The following is a 25,347-nucleotide window of genomic DNA, read 5'->3' as shown; positions in this document are numbered from 1 at the left end:
CAATGCACTTTCAGTGATTCGTGTCCAAGCTCAGCCCCCGCCCCAGCCGGTAAGCTGCACCACAGCAAGGGCGAGCTCGCTTAAGATCAGCAGGACGATGATCCATTCGATGAACAAGCCGCGAGTCGAGTGGCTGATGGTCGAGAAGCCCTCCATGATCCGGTACAACATCTCCGTCTTGCTTTTGATGATCGCATAACGATCGTTCATCTCGAAAAACTCCAGCATCCGATCGTAGAAGTCGCCTGCGCTGCTGCTTGTCCACGTGATGTCCGGCTTGTCGAGAATCATAATGTAGGAAATCGTGTTGTACTCATGCCGCATGATCGCAGCGGTCGTGCGCGCAAGCTCCTTCTTGCCGAGCCGCAAATTATTTTTATCCAGCCGATCGATCATCGTTTCCAGCTTGTCGTGGATTTTGCCGAGTTGCTCCTCGATCTTCTCCAGCGCCACCGACTTCGCCAGCACCGTCGCGATCATCTCCTCGTGGAAAGGCTCGATCTCGGTGACCACGACGTATTCGTCGGTCAGCTCTGCCGTTCCCTCGGCAATCGTGCGAAGACGATAATCGTCCGTATACCGGTCCGCGTCGGTTTCGTCGATATTCGGCTCGAACGTTCGCAAATAACGAACGAAAGGCAGAAACCATTCCCGGGAAGCATCATTCACGAAGACGACGCTGCCGAACGAGAAAACGAGCGCCTTCTGCGACTCGTCGACGCTGCGCCGCACAATCATCTCAAGCGCTTCACCCTTCAGAATAAGCGGCTCCTCCCACGTGAACTTTTTCGGAATCCCGCAGTCCAGGGCGATTTTATTGAGATCGATTTCGTTGGTGACTGCAAACGCTTTGAAAATAACATCGTTCATCGGACTCAACTCACTTTACCAGATTATAAATTATTGTAAGCATATTACCCGTTCGATTATGTATGGCGGAGCGGCCGTATCCGAGAACCAAAATGAAAAAGCAAGCGCCGGAAGTGTCGATTTATGGTATAATCTGGACAGTTTAACGCGTGAATCGCAACTCGGCTTTTGAAGGGATGAAAGCATAAGACATCGCAGCAATTTGGCCGTTATGCTGGCATTTTTGCTGGTGGCGGCGATAATGCCGTTATCGACTTGGGTTAACGCCGCTCCGACCGAAGGCGCATGGCACCCCGGAACGACGACAAGCAACACTTCAACAGGCTTTATGGGCGCCGTATATAGCAACGGTGTGTTCTCGGCGGTGGGAAGTCGGGAAATATGGTCTTCCGCCGATGGCATTACCTGGACCATTCGTATAACTTCTTGTCATTAGACAGAACTGGATCTTTAGTTTAATAGGAGCAACTCTTGTCACCCGACATCTGTCCGATGTCGGGTGACAAGAACATAGGCCGAATCAAGTCCGCATAATTTGCGGGCTATTTCAGGTATCGGACAAAGTTCTTGACAATTGGCGATGTCAAGAACATTGTCAGATTGCCACGGAAAACAGATAATCAGTATTGTTGCCTGTGCTGTAACAAAGGAAATACCGGTGCCGGTGGCGAAATGTCTAACGTAACGATTCATTTAGCTAAACGAGCAGGATAGTTAACTAAATAATTCCGGTGGACCGTACCATAAGTAACGGCAAGTTTCTGTTGTACATTATTACGTTTCAAGGAGAGTCAATGAACAAAACAGATCGTTTGTTGGCCATCGTGCTGGAGCTGCAAGGCAGACAAGTGGTACGTGCCGAGGATTTGGCGGCACGATTTGAAACCAGCGTGAGGACCATCTATCGCGACATTCAGGCGCTCAGCGAAGCAGGCGTGCCGATTATAGGCACTACAGGCACAGGGTATTCCTTAATGGAGGGATATTTTCTACCTCCGATCAGTTTTACAATAGAGGAAGCCGTGACCTTGCTTCTAGGAACAGAATTTATCGAGCAACGATTTGATGATGATTATCGTGATAGAGCTAATGTTGCTAGGAAGAAAATCGAGGTCACTCTATCAGACAGTGTCCGCAGTGAGACCTCCCGTATACGCAAGTCGCTGCGATTGCTCGCTCCTGGCAAACAGACAGCTCTGTCAAACGAAAGGGGAAATCTCGATAAGATCCGCCGAGCAATACTAGATGGGCGAAAGATCAGATTTCATTATTCGAAAAGAATTACGGATTCCACGGGGAGCCGCCATGGCAAACGTACCGTCGCTCCTTATGGCCTTGTACTCGTTGAAGGGTCTTGGATGCTTGTGGCCCGGTGTGATCTACGCCAAGACATCCGCCATTTCCGGTTGTCCCGAATGGCTGAACTTATCGAACTGGACGAACGATTCGAACTCCCGGCGAATTTTGACTTAAGGGAGTATACCCCTTTAGATGATCGCACATTGCAAGTCTGCCTTCGATTTAACCAGGACATTGCAGATAAGGTGAAGGAATCGAACTATCATTACATAGAAGATATGAATGAGCATTCAGATGGATTGGATGTGGTCTTACGTGTTCGTCAGCTGGATGAATTGCTGCAATGGGTGCTTGGCTGGGGAGCGGGTGTGATCGTGTTGAAACCCGAATCTTTCCGAAATCGGATTCACGAGGAAGCCCAAAAAATTCTAAACCGTTACTGACATAACGTTGTCAGTAGCGGTTTTTTATAATTGGACATGTAAATGCAAAGGAGATAGATGAGGGAAGGATGATAGCTTGTGAATTTCGCTTCTGTACGCATCATTACTGACGACGTGGATCGTCTCGTCGCGTTTTATGAGAAAGTCATGGAGGTTGCGGCGGTGCGACCCGCGCCTGTATTTGCCGAACTCGTTGCGCCATCATGCACCCTTGCGATCGGCCACTCCCAGACGGCGCAGCTATTCGGCGCCGGTTCCGTAGTGGGGGCCCAAAACCGCACCGTCATTATTGAGTTCCGCGTCGACGATGTCGAGGCCGAATATGTACGTTTGAAGCCATTTGTCGATAATTGGGTAAAGGAACCGACAACGATGCCGTGGGGCAACCGTTCTATGCTGTTTCGCGATCCCGACGGCAACCTTCTTAACCTCTTCGAGCCGGTGACAGAGGATGCAATTAAACGGTTTAGAGGTAGACATTGACGGGGAGTAAAGGATAGCCTTCAAACTTGCCGTTACAGACAGCGCGGAGAACCTTATCGCAAATAGGGCGAATATTTTGCAGAAAGTTCGCAGGAGCCTGTATTAGCAACAAGGGGATGGTGGAGTAGGTAGCTCACACCCAGGCTGTTCAGCTATCGGGCAGAATAGCATAGCTTTCTGTATCTAACTAAACGGAACACAGCGCCGTTATTCAGCAATAAATGGTGCAAATGCGCCTGCCAAACGCCCAATAACGGCGCTGAGTTCCGTTGTGATGCGATTCATCGGGTTGTGCCCATGATAAGGGCGCTGGGTTCCGCTAGCTTCCTCCACATGTTTGTACATCCAAATTTGGAATGCATTCACGTGGGACTATCGTTTTCAATCGAAAAGTAAAGGAAGGCGAGCATTACGCTAACGGAGAACGATAGTTAAATAAGGAGCAACCGCCGCGGCAGTTGCTCCTTATTTATAATTGGACCTGGAATCAAATAATAGTCCGTCCGCAGGAGCACCATTCGGATTGAACGGCGGAAAACAATTGAGCGACACAAACGAGTTTTATTACCGCATCGTGGCAATCGGACAATGTACTTGACAACCGACAAGCAGCCACATCTGTCGGATGACAAGAACATAGGCCGAATCAAGTCCGCGTAATTAGCGGGCTTTTTTGTTAATCGGACAATGTTCTTGACAATTGGTGATGTCAAGAACATTGTCCGATTGCCGAAAATGTCAAGAACATTGTCCGATTGCCACGGAAAGTGGTTATGGCGAACCGGGGAGACGCCGGCGCCAATGCTATGTGTTGACAGGACGGTCCATTAAGCTAATCGGGATGGAATTTTTTACATTTGGCGAATGACGAATGCTGTTAACACAATCAACCTTCCGAATCGACAGCAAACAATCTGTGATTATGGTATTGAAAACCATTTTTCCCCGCTTTTCAAGGACGATGTTGGTTATGAGAATCGGTTCGTCAAGAATCCAGAAGGCTTCGTGTTGAACGTGTATGAAGAGAAAGCAACATCGGACGAGATGCACTTAGCTAGCTTTATCTTCGATCAGGGGGCGATGAGAGTCGTTGAATTAACTCAAACGAAAAGGTTTGCTCCGACAACCTTGAGGAAAAGTCAAATGAAGCAACTAAGGTCGGCATCAAACGCAATAATGTTTGGGCATTACAAGATGAAAGTTGACGAGAAAAAAGCGAGGTTCTTTATATTGTAAGAATGTGAATGAAGGCTATGCGGAAGCTAAATCTCTAGTACAACACTTATTATCCGAATCTTGATAGTTCACCAACAACAGGCTGCCGATGATTCGGTTGCCTGCAGCTATTCCTGTTAAGGCAAAGAAATGGCCTTTGCCAAAGTGGGAGCGCCTCAGTATGATGGGTTTGCCCGCTACACCATCAAGGAGACGCTCTTATTATGTCACTAAATCAACGGATTTAACTCTACTTTGCATCTATATAGTCGTAGGGAACGACATGGCCAAGGAAACACATGTAGCTACGAACTACCGTGGGATCGTGCTCACGAATCGGCATCTGTCGTTAATAACACCATAGAACGATTTGAACAGGGATCGTTGGATGACTTACAAGTATGTATCGATTAAGCAGCGTTATCATTGGAAGAAAATCGAGATAATTGTCAATCGATGAGTGACCCAAAAGATGCGTTTGTCATTGCCGATGTGCTTTGCCGCGGCTGCTACTATGATTACACGAGGCAGACCCATGTGTCTAAGCGCTTAAAAACCTCCCTCGTACTTAAGGGTCTTTCTCGCGAATGCTCAACCATTCGCAGGATTTCATGGATTCCGATTCGTTTTCCGTAGTACAGTTTGGTGTTTTAAAAGATTGGACCTGCAAACGTTCAAGGCAACGCTGAAGGAGCTACCTACACCTCAGGATCTTGCGGATCTGTCTATACCAGAAGTCATTTCGCTGTTCAGAAAACATATGCAGAGGGATCCACAGCCACACAGAAGGCCGCCGAGCTCCTTGCACAAGCGATACGGAGCGTAGGAGACATGACGGCTTTAAAGGAAACAAAGCAAGACTTGTTGCGGAGCCGTGCCGGGAAGACACCAGTGCGGTTGTGACAAACTGTGTCTGATGTGACGAATCATTAAGCTGCTATGATTAGAACGGATTAACTTTCGTTCTCGTGATGTGTGCGGCATGGATGGACGGGACGCGATAGAATGATAGGTTAGCGTAAAGAAACACAGTGTTGAGGTCACTTTAAATTGTGGGAGCAGGCACGGAAATAAGCATTTTGTGAAAAAAACCAGGCAGTCTATCAATGGCAGAGGAGCAGTCTTAAGGCATAAAATCAATGAGAAGAAAATAAACGGGGGGATGAGGCATGAATCGGGAACAAGCAACCATTGCTGCTCCCTTCCGACTGATTACGGTGCCTGAACGTTGGTGCGTTCACAGCTATTACACCTTATCTCCGTATGCCCCTGACGGCTCCGGGCGTTTACTGCTGGCCGGCGCTGATCTGGAACGGGGAACGGGAGAGGTGCTTGTGTTGGACCCGGCAAGCCGTGTGATGGACCGATTCGGGGAGAACCGATTGGATTCGTCTTTTTATCATACCGCACACTGGCAAACCTGGGGACCGGACGGACGCAGCGTCTATTACCGCAGCGGTTCCCTGAAGGAGCCGCGGATGGTGAGGCGGGATCTGGCCAGCGGAAGGGAGGTGACGCTGGAAGGGGATATGGAAGGGGCTCCGCCCTTTGGCGAGCCGATTGTATCGGGGTTATTGGGTATGCTGTACGCCGCCGGGTATGGATACAACCGCTTTCAGCCGGAGCTTGCCCCTGTGCCGTTCCAGAAGCGGGGGGAGCATGGGCTCTTCAGCTATAGCTTCGATTCTGCCTCCAAGAATTTTGGTGGGCGGCTGGTGCTAAGCGTGGAACAAATTCTTGCTTGCCATCCCATGCGGGATCGGCTCCTGTCCAGCGACCGTGAGCTGAAGCTGCGACTGGGGCAAGAGGATGGTCTTACGCTCATGGCGTATTGCGTGCGTTGGAACAGGGACGGCAGCAGACTGTTGTTTTACTTTGGCAATCATAGTGTGGTCGGCAGTCGACACGAGCCGCGGCTGGCCTATATTTTTACCGCGGACCGGGAGTTTAGAGAGATTCATTTGGCTGTCGATTTAAGTTATGGCCGCCGGGGGGTCCATTGGGGATGGCATCCGGACGGGGAGCATTTGCTCGGTTATGGACCCGACCCTGAGAATGATGGGGGCATGTGTCTGGCTCAAGTGCGATACGATGGAAGCGGTTACCGCAGAATCAGCCGCCATACCAGCGGCGGGCATCCCAGCATCTCTCCGGCAGACTACAATTTGTTGGCAACGGATGAGAGCACCGCGCCCGGCAAGGTACTGCTGATTGACCTGCGGGAGGACCAGGAGCTGATGAGCTTCACCCTGCCCCGGGTATACGGCACGGAGGAGCCCAAGGGCCGCAATCCCTTCCGCGTGTGCCATCATCCGGTGTTTTCTTCAGACGGCAGCAGGCTGCTGGTGAATGTATTGCCCGGGCGGCATTCGGCGTTGGCCGAGCTTGTGATGGAGGAGGCCCTATCATGAGCCTGTGGACCTTGCTGGAAGGCGGGTACAGCATGCCGGGCCGGCAAACGATAGGCCGAAGAATATCGGCGGCATTCGGCTATTGGCTGGCTAACCGGCACAAGCAGGCAACGATACATCCGACTTGCCTGATCAGCCCGGAGGCGAAGATTTGCCCCCGGCAAGGGCGGATTGAAATCGGGGAGGGCAGTGTTGTAGCCGCCGGTGTCTTGTTACAGGGAAATGTGGTTATGGGACGGAAGTCTTCCATTCAGGCATATGCCAATATTGTCGGCTACGGGGGGCCCGATGAGGAGAGCGGGCGTATTACCATAGGCAACGGGGTCCGGATTGCCTCGCACACCATTATGATTGCCGGCAATCACCGTTTCGACGATATGACTCGCCCCATCCATAAACAGGGGATGCAGCTGGCGCCGATTGTCATTGAAGACGATGTCTGGATTGCCGCCCGAGTCAACATTATGGCGGGAGTTACGATCGGCACAGGTTCTGTCATTGCTGCCGGAGCCGTAGTGACGAAGGATATTCCCCCATACAGCATTGCAGCGGGTGTACCGGCGGTGGTAATCAAACAACGAGGGAAGCAAGAGCAAGACGAATGCAAGATTGAAAGCCGGTAGGAGGCGTACAGATGAACCCGTTATATATTGCACAAAAGCTGTATGAACGGTATGAGCATGAAGAGGAGGTCAAGCACTATTATGGGGTGCTGGCCATATACGGTCTGGTCCAGACAGCGGAGGAGAAGGAAGACGCTTATCTGCTGGAGAAATGCAAACGAATTCTCTCCCGCTTCCCCGATCATATCGAGCATCCTCATTACAATTTCCCCAGCTACCGGATCGGAGGGATTGCCAAGTCCTACGCTTATATGCGGAATCTTGCACCGGAAGCGGAGCAGGAGGTTCGCGAGTATGCGGAGGAAATGATGACGGCTGCGCGGGATCGAAGAGGCATTGTGTGTATGCCCCGGCAGTCAGAGGAGGAAAAGATCTGGATCGACGCGGCCACGGCGGTTACTCCGTATCTGTTGTACGCCGGTCTGGCATTTCATGAGCCCAGGTACATGGATGAGGCCGTCAAGCAGACATTGCTGATGATAGATGAATTTCGCAATCCGCTGAACGGACTGCTCCATCAGTGCAAGAACTTCATTGCACCCGGCGTCTATTCCCAGGACCACTGGGGCAGGGGCAATGGCTGGGGCTACTTCCCCCTGGCGGAGCTGGTGCGCTGGCTGCCTGCCGATTCGGCTCACCGGCCTGCTGTAGAGAAGGCGTTTACGGACTTGTCTGCATCGCTCCTGCCCCATCAGTCCAAGCGAGGCCTATGGCGGCAGGAAATTCCGTTCCCTTACTCCTATGAAGAAACCTCAGGCACAGGTCTGATTCTGTATGGATTTGGCGTTGGCATGCGCCTTGGCCTTCTGAATCGTGATGAATATGGTCCGGCTTTCCGAAGAGGAGTGGAGGGCTTGAACAAGCTCAGCATTAGTCCGGATTTTTCCACCGAACACGGCTGTCCAGGTTGTTTGTGCCCGGGTGACGGGGACGACAAGGGAACGGTGAAAGCCTATGTCACCCTAAAGCTGCCTCGCCGCAATGAGCATCACAGCTTTGCACCGTTGATCTTGGCTATGGTGGAGGCATACCGCAACGGTGTCGTGGATCTTCCCCGTTAAGGCCGAGAAAGGGCACTGGAACGAGGTGGAGAAAGCGGGATTATGGTTTCGGGAAAGGTTGTCCGTGCCGGCCATTACCCTTGAGGAGGCGAAGCTGATCTTGTTAGCCCCATTCGAAACAGGCACCATCACCGCCAGGGATAAGCGGGAGAAACCAGATACCATTCTGGCGGTTCAAGGTGGCTTTCGGCAGAGGAACTTATCCTCCCGCAGCCATGAAGACAAGACCAGCTTTCTATTGGCTCATAAAAACGAGCGCTTCTTCATCGTCGACCCGGGCCATTGCTGCGATCCGTTAAACGCCCTTCATTCGTCCGGGCGGACGGATTCCCACAATACCTGGAGCTTTCAGGCGGAGCCGGATCAAGAGGGCGGGGAAGGGAAAGTTATCCTTCAGCAGCAGGCAACAGAAATAAGTCACCATTCCCAGAAATATTCCAATCGTAACCGGATGGTTCAGCAGGTGGGACAGCTGCATGTTATCCGTGTCGACAGCGCCGATGCGTACGGGGATCCTATCATGAAGGCTGAGCGGACCTGGATTGCGTTTATGCCTCATGTGCTGTTCATTGTCGACCGGGTGGAAAGCCGGACGCCGGTGAAGGTACAAAGCCATTTTCTCCTTAACAACCGGGACAACCGCCTGAAGGTTAATGTAGCCGCAGCCAACAGGCTGGTGTTCAGGCGCAATGAGGCTGCCCTGAAATTCATTCTGCTGGATGCCAGATCAGGGGAGCAAGACAATCCATACCGGCTTCGGAGGGATCGGTGCTGTAAGCATGACTGCGGCCAACCTCCGACCAATCATGAGGGACAGGACATGGCGGGAGATGCTCCTATTTTCCGCTACGAAACCGAACATTACTTTCCCAGTCATACGATGATATACGCCATAGCCATGGACGAAGAGCCGCTGATCAGGGGCTGGCACCTGAACGTGCTGGAGGATGGAAGCTGCTTCGTGGAGCCGCCGGGCAAGGCGGGCGGATTCGCCCTTCAATTGGACAAAGAAGAGTGGCTGCTGCACAATCGGGGAAGTGGGGAAACATACCGCATTGCCGCCAACCATGTGGAGAAGCTGCAGGCGCCTCCCGTCACTCCATCAGATCGGACGGATTGATCCCCAGCGTCTTCTTAAACAGACGGCTGAAATAGAAGATATCCTGGAAGCCTACGGCAAGAGCGGCTTCGGTCACATTGCACTCCCCGCTGGCCAATAGATCACGCGCTTTGAGCATACGAATCCGGTTGGAATACTTCACCGAGGTTATGCCGGTTATTTGCTTGAACAGCAGACGGAAATGAGAGGGACTCAGCCTGGCATGCCGGGCCAGCTCCTCAATGGAGTAGGAGCGGGTAAAGTCGGATTGGATCAGCTGCAGCACTCTTTCAATGGCTTGGTATTTGCCGGAATGGAACCGGACTTTATCCCGTTCCTTCAGCATCCGGTAGAGAATATCCATCAGCAGGCTTTTGCAGCGGACGCGATAGCCGTTGCGCCGGCCTGTCCAGGTATGGTGCAGCTCGGATAATTGGGATTGCAGGGTTTGCAGGTTGGGATTGCGGATAATCCCTCCCATGGAGTCGAAGTACCGGCCGCTTTCTTCATCCGTGAAGCCGATGTCGAAGGATATGGAATAGAAGGACCAGGGATTGTCCGGGTTGCTGCGGCCTGTCCGGAGACATTCCTTGGGAAACAGCAGCAGGTCTCCTTTGACCACCTTATGGTCTTGCTCTCCGAAGAAATAACAAGCTTCTCCGTCCAGGCAATAGGCAAGCACGTAGTTGGATCCCGGTTTGGTATTGGCATAGCGCCATTCCGGATTGGGCTTGCTTTCGGTAACGGTGTTGATTTTGACGATCTGAAAATCATAGTCCTGTCCCGCAGGGATGAAGGACATGGCAACCGCTCCTTCAGGATCAGCATTCTGCTGCTACTGTCAGTATAGTGCATGCGGAAAGGAGCGTCCAGCAAGGGAAACAGGGATAAATGCCTGACAGCATCACTTTGATGCCATGCGTTTGTCACGAATTCTTGCAGCTTCCTCGCTTATTTTATTGATATTTGGACCAAAGGATGGTGCGTCAAAATGGATTTGAAGCAACTGGCTGCCTCCCGGGAGCAGCATCAAGCGGTAAAACTGCCGATCCCGGACAAGGAGCTCTGCGACCGGTATGAGCAGGTCTTTACGGCTGCGGTAAACGATGTGCTGCGGGAGCTGGGCTATGTGTATCAAACATTGCCGACAGGAATTATGCCGCTTCGCGAGGAGATGAAGGTGGCCGGCATTGCTTTTACCGTAAAAGGCTCGAAGAACCTTACCTTGACCAGCGAAATGGAGCAGCGGGCGAAGATGCTGGAGGAACTGCACGAGGATTCGGTTTGCGTCTGGGATACGAGCAGCGACGATGAATCCGCCCAATGGGGAGAAATTATGACCATGGCCTCCAAACGGCGGGGCTGCCGGGGAGCCATTGTGGACGGCGGCGTAAGGGATACGGATAAGGTGCTGGAGCAGCAGTTTCCCGTCTTCTGCAAATACCGCACCTCAAACGGCATGCTGGGCCGGTTTCGAATGATTGGCTGGCAAATGCCGATCAAGCTGGGGAACGTGATGATTTATCCCGGCGATGTGGTGTTTGGCGATGTGGACGGCGTTATTGTAGTGCCCCGTCATCTGGCCTGCGATGTCCTGCTGAAGGCGGAGCATATTAAGGAGAACGAAAAAGAAATCAAGCAGATGATTGTGGATGGGCTAACGCCGTCACAGGTTGTAAGTCGCGGCGGATATTTCTGAACAAGGGAGTGGATCGGCAATGATTTCGCTGCAGGATAAAGTGGCTATTATTACCGGCGCTACAGGGGGAATGGGAACCATTCTGACCCGGGAGCTTGCCGCCCGTGGAGTCAAGTTGGCGCTAACTTCCAAAGACTCGGCAAAGCTGGAGAAGCTGCAGACCGCGGCTATCGGCGCCGGAACCCAAGCTGTGGCGCTGGCCGCGGATATTGCCAATGAGGAGGAAATCAGCAAGGTTTTCCAACTGGTGCGGGAAACGTACGGCAAAGCCCACATGCTGATTAATTTGGCCGGAGTATCCATCCCCGCGAAGGTGGAGACGATGGAGGAGGAGCAGTACGTTGCGACCCTGGAAGTCAATCTGAAGGGCACCTTCCTGTGCTGCAAGCATTTTATTCCGCTGACGGAGAAGGAGGAAGGGGGCCGAATTATCAATATCGGGTCCATGGCCGCCAAACGGGCCAACGGCAGTGCTCCCATGTACTGTGCTGCGAAGGCGGCGGTGCATATGTTCTCGCAGGGACTTGGCATTCAGGTGAAGGAAAACAATATCCGGGTCACTACGCTGAATCCGGGCCCGGCGAATACCGGTTTCTGGGGCAATCGCCAAGTGCCGCGGGAGAAGTTTCTTCAGCCGGAGGACGTGGCGGAGGTCATATTATTCGTGCTGACGGCCGATGCCCGCCTGCAATTTCACGAAATCGCCTTTGAATCTTTTTATGCGATGTAGATCATCTGTGCAACGGGCATGCGGCCTTTGATGTCGGAATACTAGTAGAACGAGCGGGAATGCGAGCTTTCTTGAAAAGCGGCATTCCCGATTTTCATAAACTCAAATTGCCATACTGACGTCGGATGGATAAGATGAAGGAACAAAGACGATAAAGTTGTAACCGCCTTCATTAGGGAAGAAAGGTGTGTCCTCGCATGTTTCAGCTTATACGAATCAAATGGGGCCTGTTCTGGAAATTATTTATTCCTTTGCTGGTCGTCATGATTGTGCCTACGGTAGTTGGCTCTTTGTACAATTATCGCACCATGGCGGGCAGTCTGGAGTCGGAAGTGAGCTATTCGAATCTGGAGCTGCTTCGTCAGACCAATCAAGCGGTCGATCATATTTTGCAGATGACGGAATATGTCGGCAAACAGATGGTCACCGACCAGGCCATTGCCAGCTTGCTGGAAACGCCGGTTTCCCTGTCCTCCTACAATGATGCGGACAGGCTCCTTCGAGTCATTCAAACAGGCAAGGGAATTATAGCCGGCTATCCGTTCATCGCCAATATTTCGGTATACAGCCAGAAGAATCACGCCACGCTTTCTGCGGCCGATGAAACTTATCGAAATGTGGATGCCAAGGCATTCGATGAAATGATACCGCAATATTCCCGTGAACAGCAGTCAGGAATTTGGCTCAGACCCCAGGATCGGGAATTTCTCGGTACGAAGTCCGGGGCGATTCGTTATGTCCGGTTTATGTACGGAATTGACGGCAGAGCCATCGGTCTTCTTGTGATTCACCTGAACGACAATGAATTGTTGCAAAGTATGAAGAATCTGTATATCCGCAAATCGGGATTTATGGCCATACTGGACGAGTCGGGTCAGCCCATCAGCAATGAAGGTGCCTCTCTTTCCCCTTTGCAGTCTCAACTCAATCAGATGAATTGGCTTTCCAATAAAGAAGGGATCGCTCGTTTGTATGGAAGTGACAAAGAATCGCTGCTGTTTTCTTATACCACCTCACACTTGACGGGGTGGAAATATGCAGCTGTATTGCCCGCGGATGAATTGAAGATAAAGAAAGAAATCATTGCCCGGAATATCGGGTTCGTCAGTTTGTTGTTTACCGTAGTAGCTGTCCTTGTTTCCCTTGCCATGGCTAGGGGGATTTATCATCCGGTCCGGCTTATAAAAAGTCTCATTAGCGGCGAGAGTCTGGACATGAAGAAGCTGGGCAAGCTGTTGCTGCGCCAAGATGAATTCGGACAAATCAACACGGGGATCCGTTATATGTTCGATCAAATTTCGCAGGAGCAGACTCTCCGCCGCCAGGCTGTAGGGGAGCATAATCAATTGAAGGCCAAATGGGAGAGGATCGTGCCCGAGCACGTGCAATACTTTTTGTATCGAGTGGCCAGGGGAGATATCACCGATTCGCAAGAAATTCGGGAGCAGGCGGAAGAATTTCAAATCGCCGCGGATGCAGCTTATGTCGTCCTGCTCATGGAGTGGAATGGGCCGACTGGCAATCCGGCTTCTTACAGCCAGCAGGCACAAGTGAGCAGAAGCTTTTTAACCATCTTCAAAGGATGCCCTCAGGCGGATGAAGTATATGCATATAAGGAGCAAGAGCACCTGCTGGTTGGAATTGTCTGCTGCAATAAGGGGACTTTCGACAGCAATTCATTAAAAGAGCAATGCGAAATCCTGCAAAAGCGTGTTGCCGGCGATCGCGATTCTGCCTTGACCATTGCCATCGGTTCCACAAAGCATGGTTTGGATCAACTGGCTTGTTCCTATCGAATAGCTCTTCAAACCTTACGGTTAAAGTTTGTGCTGAAGCGCGGCATTGTTATTGCTGCCGAGGATATGACGGAACAATTCTCTGCAGACCTCCCTGACTTGGCTCGTATTGATTTGCTGAGGTACTTCCGCAATCATATGGAGACTGGAAATTACGGAGAAGCCCGACAAATTGTTAGTGAATTTCGCGAATTCCTCGTTGCCAATATGATGTATGTGACGGGATATACCTACTACTACCGTTTTTTTATTAGCCTATTGGATCAAAATGTAGACGCCCGGATGTCGGAAGAGATCGAGCTGAAGAGGGAACTTAATCAGGCTTTTTTGCACTTCGAGCAAAGATTCCAGCATGTGAATGACGTGACGGAATGGTTAACAGGCATTTTGCAGGTCATGGAGGAAGCGCAAGCCAACAGAAATCGTCAGCTGCATCCGTTGATCGAGCAAGCGCTGGATATCATTCACCTGGAATATACCCGGGATTTAAGCCTGTTCGAATTGGCGGAGCGGTTATCCGTGAAGCATACGTATTTAAGCGGACTGTTCACGGAAGAAATGGGGAAAAGCTTCAAAGCGTATTTAACCCAAATCAAACTGGAAAAAGCCAAGGAACTGCTGCGGGATACGGATTGGCCCATCGAACAGATTGTCAGAGCGGTCGGCTACAACAACCATGTGCAGTTTGCGCGCATGTTCAAGAAATATGAGCAGCTATCGGCGATGGAGTACCGGAATATGATCCGAAATACGGACCTTTCCTAGCTCGCTGCAAAAAGAGCAAATCCGCCGAAATAAAGACTATATAAAATGTTGATGCGCTTTCATACAATTAAACCATCGCATACAGGGGAGGAGAGAGAAGCTCATGGAAAGCTCGCTGGGTCCGTCCATGAACGCCAAACGGGACAAGTCGATTCTGTCTCGTTATATCAATATGTTCGTCCGCCATAAATTTATTTACTTCATGGTATTGCCCGGTCTTTGCTATCTGCTGTTGTTTGATTATTTCCCTTTGTACTTCCTGCAGATCGCGTTTCGCAGCTTCAATATGTTTACCGGACTCGCCGACAGTCCTTGGGTTGGACTGCAAAATTTTCTCGATTTATTCCAATCCACCTATTTCTTGCAAGCGCTTAAAAACACGGTTATCATCAGCTTTTACAATTTGTTCTGGGGATTTCCGGTTCCGATTATGATCGCCATTCTGCTCAACGAGTTACGAAATGTTGCATTTGGCAGAACGATTCAATCCCTGTTGTATCTCCCTCATTTCCTCTCCTGGGTCATTATCGGCGGTTTGGTAGCTATGATCCTGTCGCCGGAGGGGGGCATCGTCAACATCATGCTGGGGAAATTTGGGGTGGATCCGATATTTTTCATGGCAGACAAGAGGTGGTTTCGTTCCGTGTTGGTAGCCAGCAGCATCTGGAAGGAAATGGGATGGAGCAGCATCATTTACCTGGCCGCCATTCTCGGGATTAACTCGGATCAGTATGAATCGGCGATTGTGGATGGCGCAAGCCGATTTCAACGCATGATTTACATTACGCTTCCGTCTCTGGTGGAAACCATTCTGGTCGTATTGCTCCTGAAGATCAAAGACATTCTGGACGTCTTTACGCAAGTGTTCGTCATGTACAATCCCAACGTGGCGGAGGTATCCGAGACCTTGGGCACATACACGTATATGATGGGGATTCAGAAGGGGGATTTTTCCTTTTCAACTGCCGCAGGCTTGTTTAACGGCCTCATTTCCCTGATTCTCGTGCTTAGTGTCAACCAGATCGTAAAAAGACTTCGTGGCAGCGCCATTGTATAGCAAGGAGACGTGACTAGATTGACATTTCACAAGAAGCTATCCCTATTTGACATCCTGAATGTAATGTTTTTCCTGATTCTAGGTGTTGTCATGCTGTTTCCGTTTCTGAACGTTATTGCACTTTCCCTTGAGCCGGAGCATATTGCGGCGGATACCAGCCGGATCCATCTGATTCCTCGGCAGGCTACCCTGGATGCTTATAAACTGATTTGGGAATTTGGCCAAGTGCAGAGAGCCTTCTGGAATTCCGCGTATACCACTTTAGTCGGTACTCTTCTGGCTGTACTCTTGACCGGGATGATGGCGTACGGGCTGGCGCAGCGTCATGTGCCAGGAATGCGACTTCTCTTGTATATGGTCATGTTTACCATGGTGATAAAAACGGGCATTATCCCCACGTATATGATTATCAAATCCTTGGGGTTAATCAATCATCTATGGGCCGTTATCGTGATTCATCTGCTCAGTGCATTCAATCTGTTTCTCATGAAGGTATTCTTCGAGAATTTGCCCCGAGAGCTGCCGGAGTCGGCCAAGATTGACGGTTGCTCGGAGGTTGGCATTTTCTTCCGTCTCATCATTCCCGTTTCAGCTCCGATCTTTGCCACTTGCGCATTGTTCTATGCCGTAGGACTATGGAATGACTATTTTAATATCGTCATGTTCATTACTTCCGATCAGAAGAAAACGCTGCAGGTGCTGTTGAGGGAAATTCTCATCCAATCGGTGGATGCGGAGGGGGGGTTGTCATTGGGCAAAAACTTGAAGATGGCCACTACGATTTATGCCATTGTGCCCATTCTGTTGGTATACCCCTTCTTGCAAAAGCATTTCACTAAGGGCATTTTGCTGGGTGCGGTAAAAGGCTAGTTTGCTCTGGGAGCGGTTATTCCCCGCTATCTCTGCGAGATAACGGGATAACATAAAATTGTTTAGGGGAGCGTGTAGTATGGAGAAAAAAAGCATGTGGAAGCCGGCTGCGGCAGCGATGGTGGCCCTTTCATTTATGGCCGGTTGCGGCAGTACGGGAGGTGACGGGGGACAGAAAGCTGCAGGTACGTCGGCAAGTCCCGCAACGAGTACTGCCGCAAGTCCCGCAGCCACTTCTTCCGCTTCGAAGGCGCCAACGACGATTAATGTCATGTTTCGCGGCAAGCTGCCGGACAGTGTGACCAACATTTTCCGGGATGAAGCGAAATCCAGGTTCAACGCAGATCTTGTCATTGAATATGTGGATGACACCGTCTATGCCGAAAAGTTGAATGTGGCGCTGGCTGGAGGGACTACAGCGGATATCGTGAATACATCCGATGCTCTCTTGGCCAAGAAAGCGGTAGAGAGCAATGCATTCCTGCCTATCGACGATTTGATTGCCTCCGAACCGGCATTCAAGGATTTGCCCAAGCAATATTTAGGTAAAATCAATGGAAAAGTGTATACCTTGCCCGCTGTGAAGGGGATGCCGTCAGCGATTTATTATCGTGCGGACTGGCTGAAGAAGCTGAATTTGAAGGTGCCGGCAACGGCGGATGAGCTGTACCAAATGATGTATGCTTTTACCAAGAACGATCCGAATGGCAATGGCAAGGAAGATACGAAGGGCTTTATTATGTTCAATAATTTCGGAGCGGACGGTCCTTTCTGGAATATGTTCCTTCCCGGCTTCTGGACCAACAAGCTGTATTGGTATTTCGAGCCGGACGGCACCGTAAAGTCTTCTTACCTGCTGGCGGACGACTATAAGGCCGCTTTGAGCTGGTTCCGCAAAGCCTATGCGGACGGCGTGCTGGATAAAGAATATATTCTGGAGAAGGGGCAAACCCGGGAAGATAAAACGTTCACCGGGGTAATCGGAGTCAACACCCAACAACCGCAAAATGTATTCGCACGTGTGGCCAAAGTGCAGGCAAGCAATCCGCAAGCCGAGCTTGCGGTCTTGCCTCCCATTATGGGGAAGTACGGCAGCAATTATTCCGCCAAGACTTTTGAAGCTGCCGGATATTATATTATGAGCAAGACCAAGTCACCGGATATTGCCAAGAAAGTGTACGCCTTGATCTTCGGCCCCGAAGGACAACAAATCCGGGCATACGGCAAGGAAGGGGTAACCTATACCATAGAAAACGGAAAGATGGTTTTCAAAGATAAGGAACTGGAAACCAAGTACAATCCTGCAACCATGTATGCGAGCGTTTTCAATGTAAAACCTGCGGTACCGGAACCGATGATCGAGAAGTTTATCGATCAGGCCAAGGGCGAGCTGAAGGTCTATGATGATCCGACGCCGATTTTTTCACAGAGTTCAACTTATACCGCCAAGCTGGCAGACATCGACAAGACGGTGCAGGAATATTCCAACAGGATCATTATGGGAGAACTGCCGGTAAATGCATGGGATGAGGCCATCACCAAACTGAAAAGCATCGGCATCGACAAGATGCTGGAGGAAATTAACGCCGTTGTAAAGAAGGGGCAATAAGCTTCATACAGGAGTTTTAAAAACATGCAGCGGGAGGGGACATTATTCGTTACTAGTTTCCCTTCCGCCAGATAAACAGAAAAGGCGGGAAACTGTCAATGGATGATCGGAAAGGTATTGCGGGAGGAATCAGGATTACCTACATTGGCGGTGGCTCACGCAATTGGGCCAGAAAATTGATGATAGACCTGGCTTTGGAGGGGCAGATGTCCGGAAAGCTGGTTCTTTACGATATTGACGCAGACGCAGCGCAGGATAATGCTTCTATTGGAAATCGAATTAGCGCGATGGAAGAAGCCGTCGGCAAATGGAGCTACGAAGTAGCAGATACGCTTCCTAAAGCCTTGGAAGGTTCGGACTTCGTCATTATCTCCATTTTACCGGGAACCTTCGATGAAATGGAAGTCGATGTGCATGCTCCGGAAAAGTACGGCATTTATCAGTCCGTTGGCGATACGGTGGGCCCGGGGGGCCTGATGCGGGCATTGCGGACGATTCCCATGTATGCCGAATTTGCCCGGCAAATAGAGCGGTATTGCCCCGAGGCATGGGTTATCAATTACACGAATCCCATGACCTTGTGCACCCGAACCTTATATGAGGTATTTCCCGGAATCAAAGCCTTCGGCTGCTGTCATGAAGTGTTCAGCGCGGAGGAAGAACTGTCGGCGCTGCTGGAGGTGTTCGCCGGAATCAAAAGTGTGGAGCGCACCGAAATTGAGATTAATGTGAAGGGAATCAATCATTTCACCTGGATTGATCGGGCTTCCTATCAGAGCATCAATCTGATGGATCTCTACAGCGAGGCAGCAGAGCGATATTCCCGAGACGGGTTTATCGCTGATGCAGAAGGAAAGGGCAGCAGGCAGCGGGGCAAATGGCGCTGGCCCAAGCCGGTCCACTTTCATATGTATGAACGCTACGGTCTCGTGCCGGCTGCCGGAGCTAGGCATATGGTTGAATTTATGCCTCTTGCCTGGTATCTGAAGGATCATGATCCCAAGTGGGGCTTCGGTTTGACCACGGTTGCCGAGCGAAGGGAAGGCCAGGCCAGACAGCTTGCCGAAACGAAGCAGATTGTTCGGGGTGAAACACCTATCCGATTGCAGCAATCTCCGGAGGAGGGAGTACGCATTATCAAGGGGCTTGTCGGTTTAGGCAGCTTCGTCACCAATATGAACCTTCCCAATCAGGGGCAAATCCCCGGCATTCCTCACGGTGCGGTGGTGGAGACCAATGCCGTTATAAGCCTGAACAGGGTACAACCTGTTATGACAGGCGAGCTGCCTGTCCCTTTGCAGAACATTGCCTTGCGGCATGTACTGAATCAGGAGACCATTCTGCAGGCGGCGTTGTTGGGGGATTATGAACTGGGTTTTCAGGCTTTCCTGAACGACCCGCTGGTCGCCATTGGCGAGCAACAAGCCCGAACACTATATGAGGAAATGCTGCAGGGCACCAAAGCCTATTTACCCGGCTTGTCCGGCAAGTTCGCCATACAAGGAGTTTAATTCATGCAAGCCTATCATCATGGTTACCGCAAAGTATTGCTTACCTGGCGGCAAGAAGAGGAAATAAGAGGAGTACGGCTTTACCGCATGGAAGAAGGCGCAGAGAAGAGCCTGGAGCTTTCCCTACAACTTCCGGCCGTTTCCGGGAAAACGTCCGGTACAATGGAATCTGCCTACATCGATATCGTTCCAAAGGCGTTAAGCCGGACGCGCTATATGTATACCCTTGAGAAAAGTGAAGGTTCCCATACGGTGATTGAAACGGCTGCAACCTCCTTCGAAGATTGGTGCGAACCGCTTCTGCCCAGACTGGTGTTGCCCGCGCATCCCGATTGGCTGGCTGTCTACCGGAAGGCCTGGCAGTTGGCCTGGTCATCGATCGTTATGTCCGATGCCCTTCCGGTTCCGTTTGCCTATAACGACTACCCGGACAATAACAGCACCTATCTGTGGGACAGCTGTTTCTGCTCGTTGTATCACCGGTATGCCGCCTTGCAGGAGGCGCATCCTTGCATGGGTACACTGGATAATTTCTATGCCAAGCAGCAGGAGGACGGCTATATAGTCAGAGTATTCAATTGGCAGACTTATGAAGCAGCCAATGGGCATTCTGCCGATATACCGGCGCCTGAAGCCGTCAACCCGCCGCTGCTTGCCTGGGCGGAATGGCAGTATTATCAGACAAGCGGAGATCTTGCCCGTTTGCGGGCGATTCTGCCCAAGCTGGTCCTTCATTATCAGTTCATTCACTCGTTCTTGGAGGAACAGCCGGGTCGCTTCCGCTGGGACGGGGACGGCAGCGGCTGGGACAATATCAACTGGAACCAGGATCAGGACACCATTTGCTGGTATGTGGACATGCTGGGACAGCAAGCTTTGGCTGCCCGAATGATCGCCAGCATTGCCGGTGCGGTAGAAGAGGAGGGAATTCGGAAGCAGTTTGAACAGTTGGAACCGGTCCATAAGGAAGCACTCCGTCCGTATTGGAATGAGGAGAAGGGCTGGTATTGCAGTCTCACGGCAGACGGCCGCTTCACCCGCAAAACCTTAAGCGGGATCTGGCCTTTGCTGGCCGGACTAACGGATAAAGATCAGGCGCGACGCATGGTCAAGGAAAACTTGCTGAATCCGGCGGTTTTCTTAAGCGAACCGCTGCCGCTCCCCGTGCTGGCCAAGGATGAACCGGGATATAACCCCCTGGGAGAATATTGGTTGGGCGGCGTATGGATCAACATGTCCCTGGCCGTTGTCAAGGCGCTTGATGAAAATGGGTTTGGGCAGGAGGCGCTGGAGCTTGCCAGGCGTACCTTGCAGGGGGTTGCCGATGTATACCACCATTATGAGCCTTTTCCCTACTCACTCTGGGAATGTTATGCACCCGAGCATCCTGCTCCCGCTTCCCATAAAATCCGCGAGCCAAATCGTCACGGCGGAGTCCGCAGGGAGTTTGGAGGTTGGACGGGAAATGTGATTAACCTGCTGATTGAGCATATTTTGGGCATTGCTGTGGATGCGCCGAAAAACAGACTGCGCTGGCAAGTACGGCTACAAGAGAATCAGGGGATAGAAAATCTCCGGTTCGGCAAGGTTTGTACGGACGTAAGGCTGGAACTGACAACGGATACTATTGAACATGCCGGTCAGGCAAAACTAACCGTTGCCAGCAATTCTCCGTACGAATTGGAAATGGTCTTTTTTGGTGAAACACGCATTTGGCAGATTCAGCCGGGAACGCAATATTGGGCCATATGAAGTGCCGTTAACAAAGCTTTATTCCGGAGAGCATATCGCGAGCGCATTGCCAATTATCGTCACTACCAGTAGGAAAGGTGGCTATAACGATGAAGGGTACATTAAAGCTGAAGAAGGCTGGGCTGTTTGTTATCTTGTTAAGTTTGTTGCTGCAGAACGTGTCTGTTTTCACCCTGGTCTCGGCCAATCCGCCGCTTTTTGCAGACGGATTCGAGAGTGGTTTTGGCGAATGGACAAATTTGTATGGAACTCCCAGTACAAGTTCAACGCAAAAATATGAAGGAAGCGCAAGCTATATCGTTAACGAAGATACGGATTCGATCAAACGAACCTGGCCGGAAGCGATGAATAAAGTGGTTTCCGTACGGTATTACGACGATGCGAACGATACCTCGATGCAGGTGGAAGCGGGAGCGGGAAGTGCAACCGTAAGTGCCTACATGGGAGTGAAAACCACCCAGTCCGCCACCACGTACTCGTATAAGCTGGGGAATGCCGCATGGGCATCAACTTCTATTCCCAGGACCACGGCCTGGCATAGTTTTGTATGGGATTTTCGGTCAGGGACGGAATGTATCTTGTATCTGGATGGCGTTGAAATCGGCAGAACAACCGCAGTGAAGTCGATCAGCACCCTGCGTCTTGGAGACGCAACCAATGACGGAAGAACCGGAACCGTCTATTTTGATCAGGTTGAAGTATTGGATGGATTGCCGGTGATGGAAGCAACGGGGGTTACGCTTGATAAATCGAGTGTTTCCATCCAGGTGGGCGAAACCGATACCCTGGCAGCGGCCGTATTGCCTGCCGGCACCCATCAAGGGGTGATCTGGTCCAGCAGCAATGCCGGCGTTGCTACGGTATCCGGCGGGCTGATCACCGGTGTTGCGGCGGGAACAGCCACCATTACAGCCACCAGTGTGACCAACGCGGTATATACGGCTTCCGCCACCGTGCATGTGTCCGGATCTACTACGCCGCTTTTTTCAGACGGATTCGAGAGTGGTTTTGGAGAATGGACAAATTTGTATGGAACCCCCAGTACAAGTTCAACGCAAAAATATGAAGGAAGCGTAAGCTATATCGTTAACGAAGATACGGATTCGATCAAACGAACCTGGCCGGAAGCGATGAATAAAGTGGTTTCCGTACGGTATTACGACGATGCGAACGATACCTCCATGCAGGTGGAAGCGGGAGCGGGAAGTGCTACGGTAAATGCCTACATGGGGGTGAAAACCACCCAGTCCGCCACCACGTACTCGTATAAGCTGGGGAATGCCGCATGGGCGTCAACTTCAATTCCCAGGACCACGGCCTGGCATAGTTTTGTATGGGATTTTCGGTCAGGTACGGAATGTGTCTTGTATCTGGATGGCGTTGAAATCGGCAGAACAACCGCTGTAAAGTCAATCAGCTCCCTGCGTCTTGGAGACGCAACCAATGACGGAAGAACCGGAACCGTTTATTTCGATCAAGTTGAAGTATTGGATGGATTGCCGGTGATGGAAGCAACGGGGGTTACGCTTGATAAATCGAGTGTTTCCATTCAGGTAGGCGAAACCGATACCCTGGCAGCGGCCGTATTGCCTGCCGGCACCCATCAAGGGGTGATCTGGTCCAGCAGCAATTCCGGCGTTGCTACGGTATCCGGCGGGCTGATCACCGGTGTTGCGGCGGGAACAGCCACCATTACGGCCACCAGTGTGACCAATGCGGTATATACGGCTTCCGCCACCGTGCATGTGTCTGAAGCACCCGTATATCCGGGCGGGGTTAAACTTACCCAATATACGGCTTCTCTTCTCGTTGGGTCTACGGATTTAATAGCTGCCTCCGTAACTCCCGCGGGAGCCAATCAAGGTGTCATTTGGTCCAGTAGCGATAGCGATGTGGTAACGGTAGTTGATGGAGCAATAACCGCTGTTTCCGTTGGAAGTGCTATCATTAAGGCAACCAGTTCGGAGGACCCGAATTATTCCGCATCCTGCTTTGTAGCAGTAACCTCGCCTCAGCCGGTTACGAAAGATGTTTTGGTACAATATCCTGTGCCGGGATTTGTCAAAGCGGCTGACAATTATACGGTTACCATCAACGGACAGCCCGTTATTGTGCAAAAAACAATGGAGGGCGGCTACGTACATGTTTCATTTGCGGGAACTGCCCATATTACTGTCACCGTTGCCAATGCGGAAGAGTTTGATGAAGATTGGACGTTAAGTCCGTTAAGCTACGAGATCGCCACCGTTCAAACAGGCAATGACATCAGCTTTGCCATTGATAGACCTATGCAGTTGATCCTGCAGAAAGACAAATATTATCAATATGATTACGAATACGTGGATAAAGCCGCAAGCGATGCTGCCAATTTAGCCGATATTGAGAATAGGATATCGGACAAACTGTTTATTATTGCCGATCCTTTGGAAGAAGCGGGTACTCCCAGGCTTGGAGATCCTGACGTCGTGAGTGTACTGGATTTTGGCATAGACAACACAGGGAGCGTGTCCGTCAATGAGGCGGTTTACGCGGCCTTGCTCGAGACCTCGATTGCCGGAAAAACACTGTATTTTCCCCCGGGGGTTTATAATTGGGAGAAACGAGTTGTCGTTCCAAGCCATTCCAAGATCTATCTGGAGGGAGGGGCTTACCTCTTCCTCGATTCGGACAAATTTCCCGTGGTCAATAATAAAATTCAAAGCGGGGGCGGTTTCTTCTCGGTAGGCGGAAGGGAAGATATTCGCATATTCGGCAGGGGAACCTTGCACGGCAACAATCATTTACGCGGTGATGGCCTGTTCTTCAGGACCTCGGCCATTAACCCTTACGGAGATGAACTGGTAGAGGAATTAAGCGACAATATCACCATTGAGGGCATTATCATTGCCGAGATTCCCGGCCTTCCCGGAGGAACGAGGGGCAGCAATACGACCGTGCGGAATGTGAAATTTATTGGGAGTGTCAGAAAGCATATGGACCCGGTCAATGCCGGCTACGACCGCTCCGAGGGTTTTAATTTTCAGGGGGGATCGTCCAACATACTGGTGGAGAACAGCTTGATTGTAGGAGAGGACGATTCCATCAATTTTTCCAATTCTATAGGGAGAGAACTTCCTAACGATGGATTAACATTGAGGAATAGCGTTATTATGAACGCCAATGGCGGCTCATTGAAGGCAACTCGGCCATATGGAGGATATATAAGGAATGTTGCCTATGAAAATGTGGATGCCGTTTATGCAGACCGTGCCCTTGCCATCGGTCAATGGAACGAAAAAAGCTCAGGCAGTATGCACGATTTCTATTTCAAAGGTTATCGGGTAGAAGAGATGAGGTATAAGGGTGCTTCAACAGGGTATACGGAAATCAAAAATTCCATCGCTCCCACAGCTCCGTCCGGTACGACGGTAGGTCCAATTTATAATTTCTTCCTGCAAAATAGCGAATGGAGTGGAATTGGCAGTCGTTTGGCACCGGAATACCTGAAAATAAGCGGTGAAAATGAACTAACCATGGTGAAGGATATTCATTTCTATAACTTCAAAGTAAATGGAACGATGATAACCGAAGACAATAAGTTTACGGACGGCAGATTAAATCCGGTAATGCCCTTCACCGAAGATATCACCTTTGAGACGAACGATCCCGCAATTGTCAGTATTGAAGCTACGAATCAATATGCTTATGCTGCAGGAAATTCCGGCACTTTCACGATTACGAGAACGGGAGATTTAACCGATGCCTTTCCTGTAGGTTATCAAATTCGAGGCTCGGCAGTAAACGGTGTGGACTATACGACTATCAGCCATGTGGCAACCATTCCAGCAGGGCAAGCTTCGACAACCATCACGATTGTATCGTCAGTTGGTCTCGATACCGTCAAGACGGTGTATCTGAGCTTGCTCAGCAGCGGCTACAATTTGGATTATATGCTGGCGCCTCATTCGGAAGCGGTGGTCACATTGGTCCCGGACGGACTCTAAAACACCATTCAAGGAAACAGGTTCAATAACGCCATCCGGCAAGTCATGAATAAGTCCAGAAATGGCTTGCC

17 protein-coding genes are annotated in these 25,347 nt (G+C 50.8%); 15 read left to right on the top strand and 2 right to left on the bottom strand.

The features are described 5' to 3' along the window. Positions 1-30: 30 nt before the first annotated feature. A complete protein-coding gene (locus EXY20_RS24690; RefSeq protein WP_135554795.1) occupies positions 31-870 on the bottom strand; it encodes an RMD1 family protein in 840 nt (279 codons plus the stop codon). A 794-nt stretch (positions 871-1,664) separates the two neighbouring features. Here EXY20_RS24690 and EXY20_RS24685 point away from each other — a divergent pair. From EXY20_RS24685 to EXY20_RS24655, 6 genes are all read left to right on the top strand, one after another. After that, the gene (locus tag EXY20_RS24685; protein ID WP_135554794.1) at positions 1,665-2,612 is read left to right on the top strand and encodes a helix-turn-helix transcriptional regulator; all 948 of its coding nucleotides are present in this window, start codon (positions 1,665-1,667) and stop codon (positions 2,610-2,612) included. 78 nt (positions 2,613-2,690) lie between these two features. Then, on the top strand, positions 2,691-3,095 hold the full coding sequence (locus tag EXY20_RS24680) for a VOC family protein (RefSeq protein WP_135554793.1): 405 nt from the start codon (positions 2,691-2,693) through the stop codon (positions 3,093-3,095). 2,384 nt (positions 3,096-5,479) lie between these two features. Beyond that, on the top strand, positions 5,480-6,721 hold the full coding sequence (locus tag EXY20_RS24670; RefSeq protein WP_135554792.1) for a TolB-like translocation protein: 1,242 nt from the start codon (positions 5,480-5,482) through the stop codon (positions 6,719-6,721). Next, a complete protein-coding gene (locus EXY20_RS24665) occupies positions 6,718-7,344 on the top strand; it encodes an acyltransferase (protein ID WP_135554791.1) in 627 nt (208 codons plus the stop codon). The genes EXY20_RS24670 and EXY20_RS24665 overlap by 4 nt, the downstream gene beginning before the upstream one ends. An 11-nt stretch (positions 7,345-7,355) precedes the next feature. Then, entirely contained in the window at positions 7,356-8,405 is a 1,050-nt protein-coding gene (locus EXY20_RS24660; protein WP_135554790.1) for a glycoside hydrolase family 88 protein, read from the top strand. Further along, the gene (locus EXY20_RS24655; protein WP_135554789.1) at positions 8,383-9,525 is read left to right on the top strand and encodes a heparinase II/III domain-containing protein; all 1,143 of its coding nucleotides are present in this window, start codon (positions 8,383-8,385) and stop codon (positions 9,523-9,525) included. The genes EXY20_RS24660 and EXY20_RS24655 overlap by 23 nt, the downstream gene beginning before the upstream one ends. Here the strand turns inward: EXY20_RS24655 and EXY20_RS24650 are convergent. Beyond that, entirely contained in the window at positions 9,500-10,306 is an 807-nt protein-coding gene (locus tag EXY20_RS24650; protein ID WP_135554788.1) for an AraC family transcriptional regulator, read from the bottom strand. The genes EXY20_RS24655 and EXY20_RS24650 overlap by 26 nt on opposite strands. A gap of 189 nt (positions 10,307-10,495) precedes the next feature. Here EXY20_RS24650 and EXY20_RS24645 point away from each other — a divergent pair, with 189 nt between their 5' ends. The 9 genes from EXY20_RS24645 to EXY20_RS24605 all read left to right on the top strand — a co-directional run bounded on the left by EXY20_RS24645 (position 10,496) and on the right by EXY20_RS24605 (position 25,276). Further along, positions 10,496-11,203 carry an RraA family protein gene (locus EXY20_RS24645; protein WP_135554787.1) on the top strand — a complete coding sequence of 236 codons (708 nt, stop codon included), beginning with the start codon at positions 10,496-10,498 and terminating at the stop codon, positions 11,201-11,203. 19 nt (positions 11,204-11,222) lie between these two features. Further along, complete coding sequence (locus tag EXY20_RS24640) at positions 11,223-11,933, top strand: SDR family NAD(P)-dependent oxidoreductase (RefSeq protein ID WP_207671333.1); 711 nt, start codon at positions 11,223-11,225, stop codon at positions 11,931-11,933. Positions 11,934-12,130: 197 nt separating this feature from the next. Further along, the gene (locus EXY20_RS24635) at positions 12,131-14,494 is read left to right on the top strand and encodes a helix-turn-helix domain-containing protein (protein ID WP_135554786.1); all 2,364 of its coding nucleotides are present in this window, start codon (positions 12,131-12,133) and stop codon (positions 14,492-14,494) included. Positions 14,495-14,597: 103 nt separating this feature from the next. Then, positions 14,598-15,551 carry an ABC transporter permease gene (locus EXY20_RS24630; RefSeq protein ID WP_135554785.1) on the top strand — a complete coding sequence of 318 codons (954 nt, stop codon included), beginning with the start codon at positions 14,598-14,600 and terminating at the stop codon, positions 15,549-15,551. Positions 15,552-15,569: 18 nt separating this feature from the next. Beyond that, on the top strand, positions 15,570-16,421 hold the full coding sequence (locus EXY20_RS24625; protein ID WP_135554784.1) for a carbohydrate ABC transporter permease: 852 nt from the start codon (positions 15,570-15,572) through the stop codon (positions 16,419-16,421). A gap of 79 nt (positions 16,422-16,500) precedes the next feature. Further along, positions 16,501-18,030, top strand: a complete 1,530-nt coding sequence (locus EXY20_RS24620) for an extracellular solute-binding protein (RefSeq protein WP_135554783.1) — start codon at positions 16,501-16,503, stop codon at positions 18,028-18,030. A 98-nt stretch (positions 18,031-18,128) separates the two neighbouring features. Further along, positions 18,129-19,541 (top strand): family 4 glycosyl hydrolase, encoded by a 1,413-nt coding sequence (locus tag EXY20_RS24615; RefSeq protein ID WP_135554782.1) that lies wholly within the window; start codon positions 18,129-18,131, stop codon positions 19,539-19,541. Positions 19,542-19,544: 3 nt separating this feature from the next. Next, positions 19,545-21,293, top strand: a complete 1,749-nt coding sequence (locus tag EXY20_RS24610) for an MGH1-like glycoside hydrolase domain-containing protein (RefSeq protein ID WP_135554781.1) — start codon at positions 19,545-19,547, stop codon at positions 21,291-21,293. An 89-nt stretch (positions 21,294-21,382) separates the two neighbouring features. Next, positions 21,383-25,276: an Ig-like domain-containing protein gene (locus EXY20_RS24605; protein ID WP_135554780.1), complete on the top strand. Its 3,894-nt coding sequence runs from the start codon at positions 21,383-21,385 to the stop codon at positions 25,274-25,276. The last annotated feature ends 71 nt before the right edge of the window (positions 25,277-25,347 follow it).

Source organism: Paenibacillus cymbidii, from assembly GCF_004764705.1.
Lineage (GTDB): Bacteria > Bacillota > Bacilli > Paenibacillales > NBRC-103111 > Paenibacillus_AN > Paenibacillus_AN cymbidii.
This window is presented reverse-complemented; position numbering and strand designations above follow the sequence as displayed.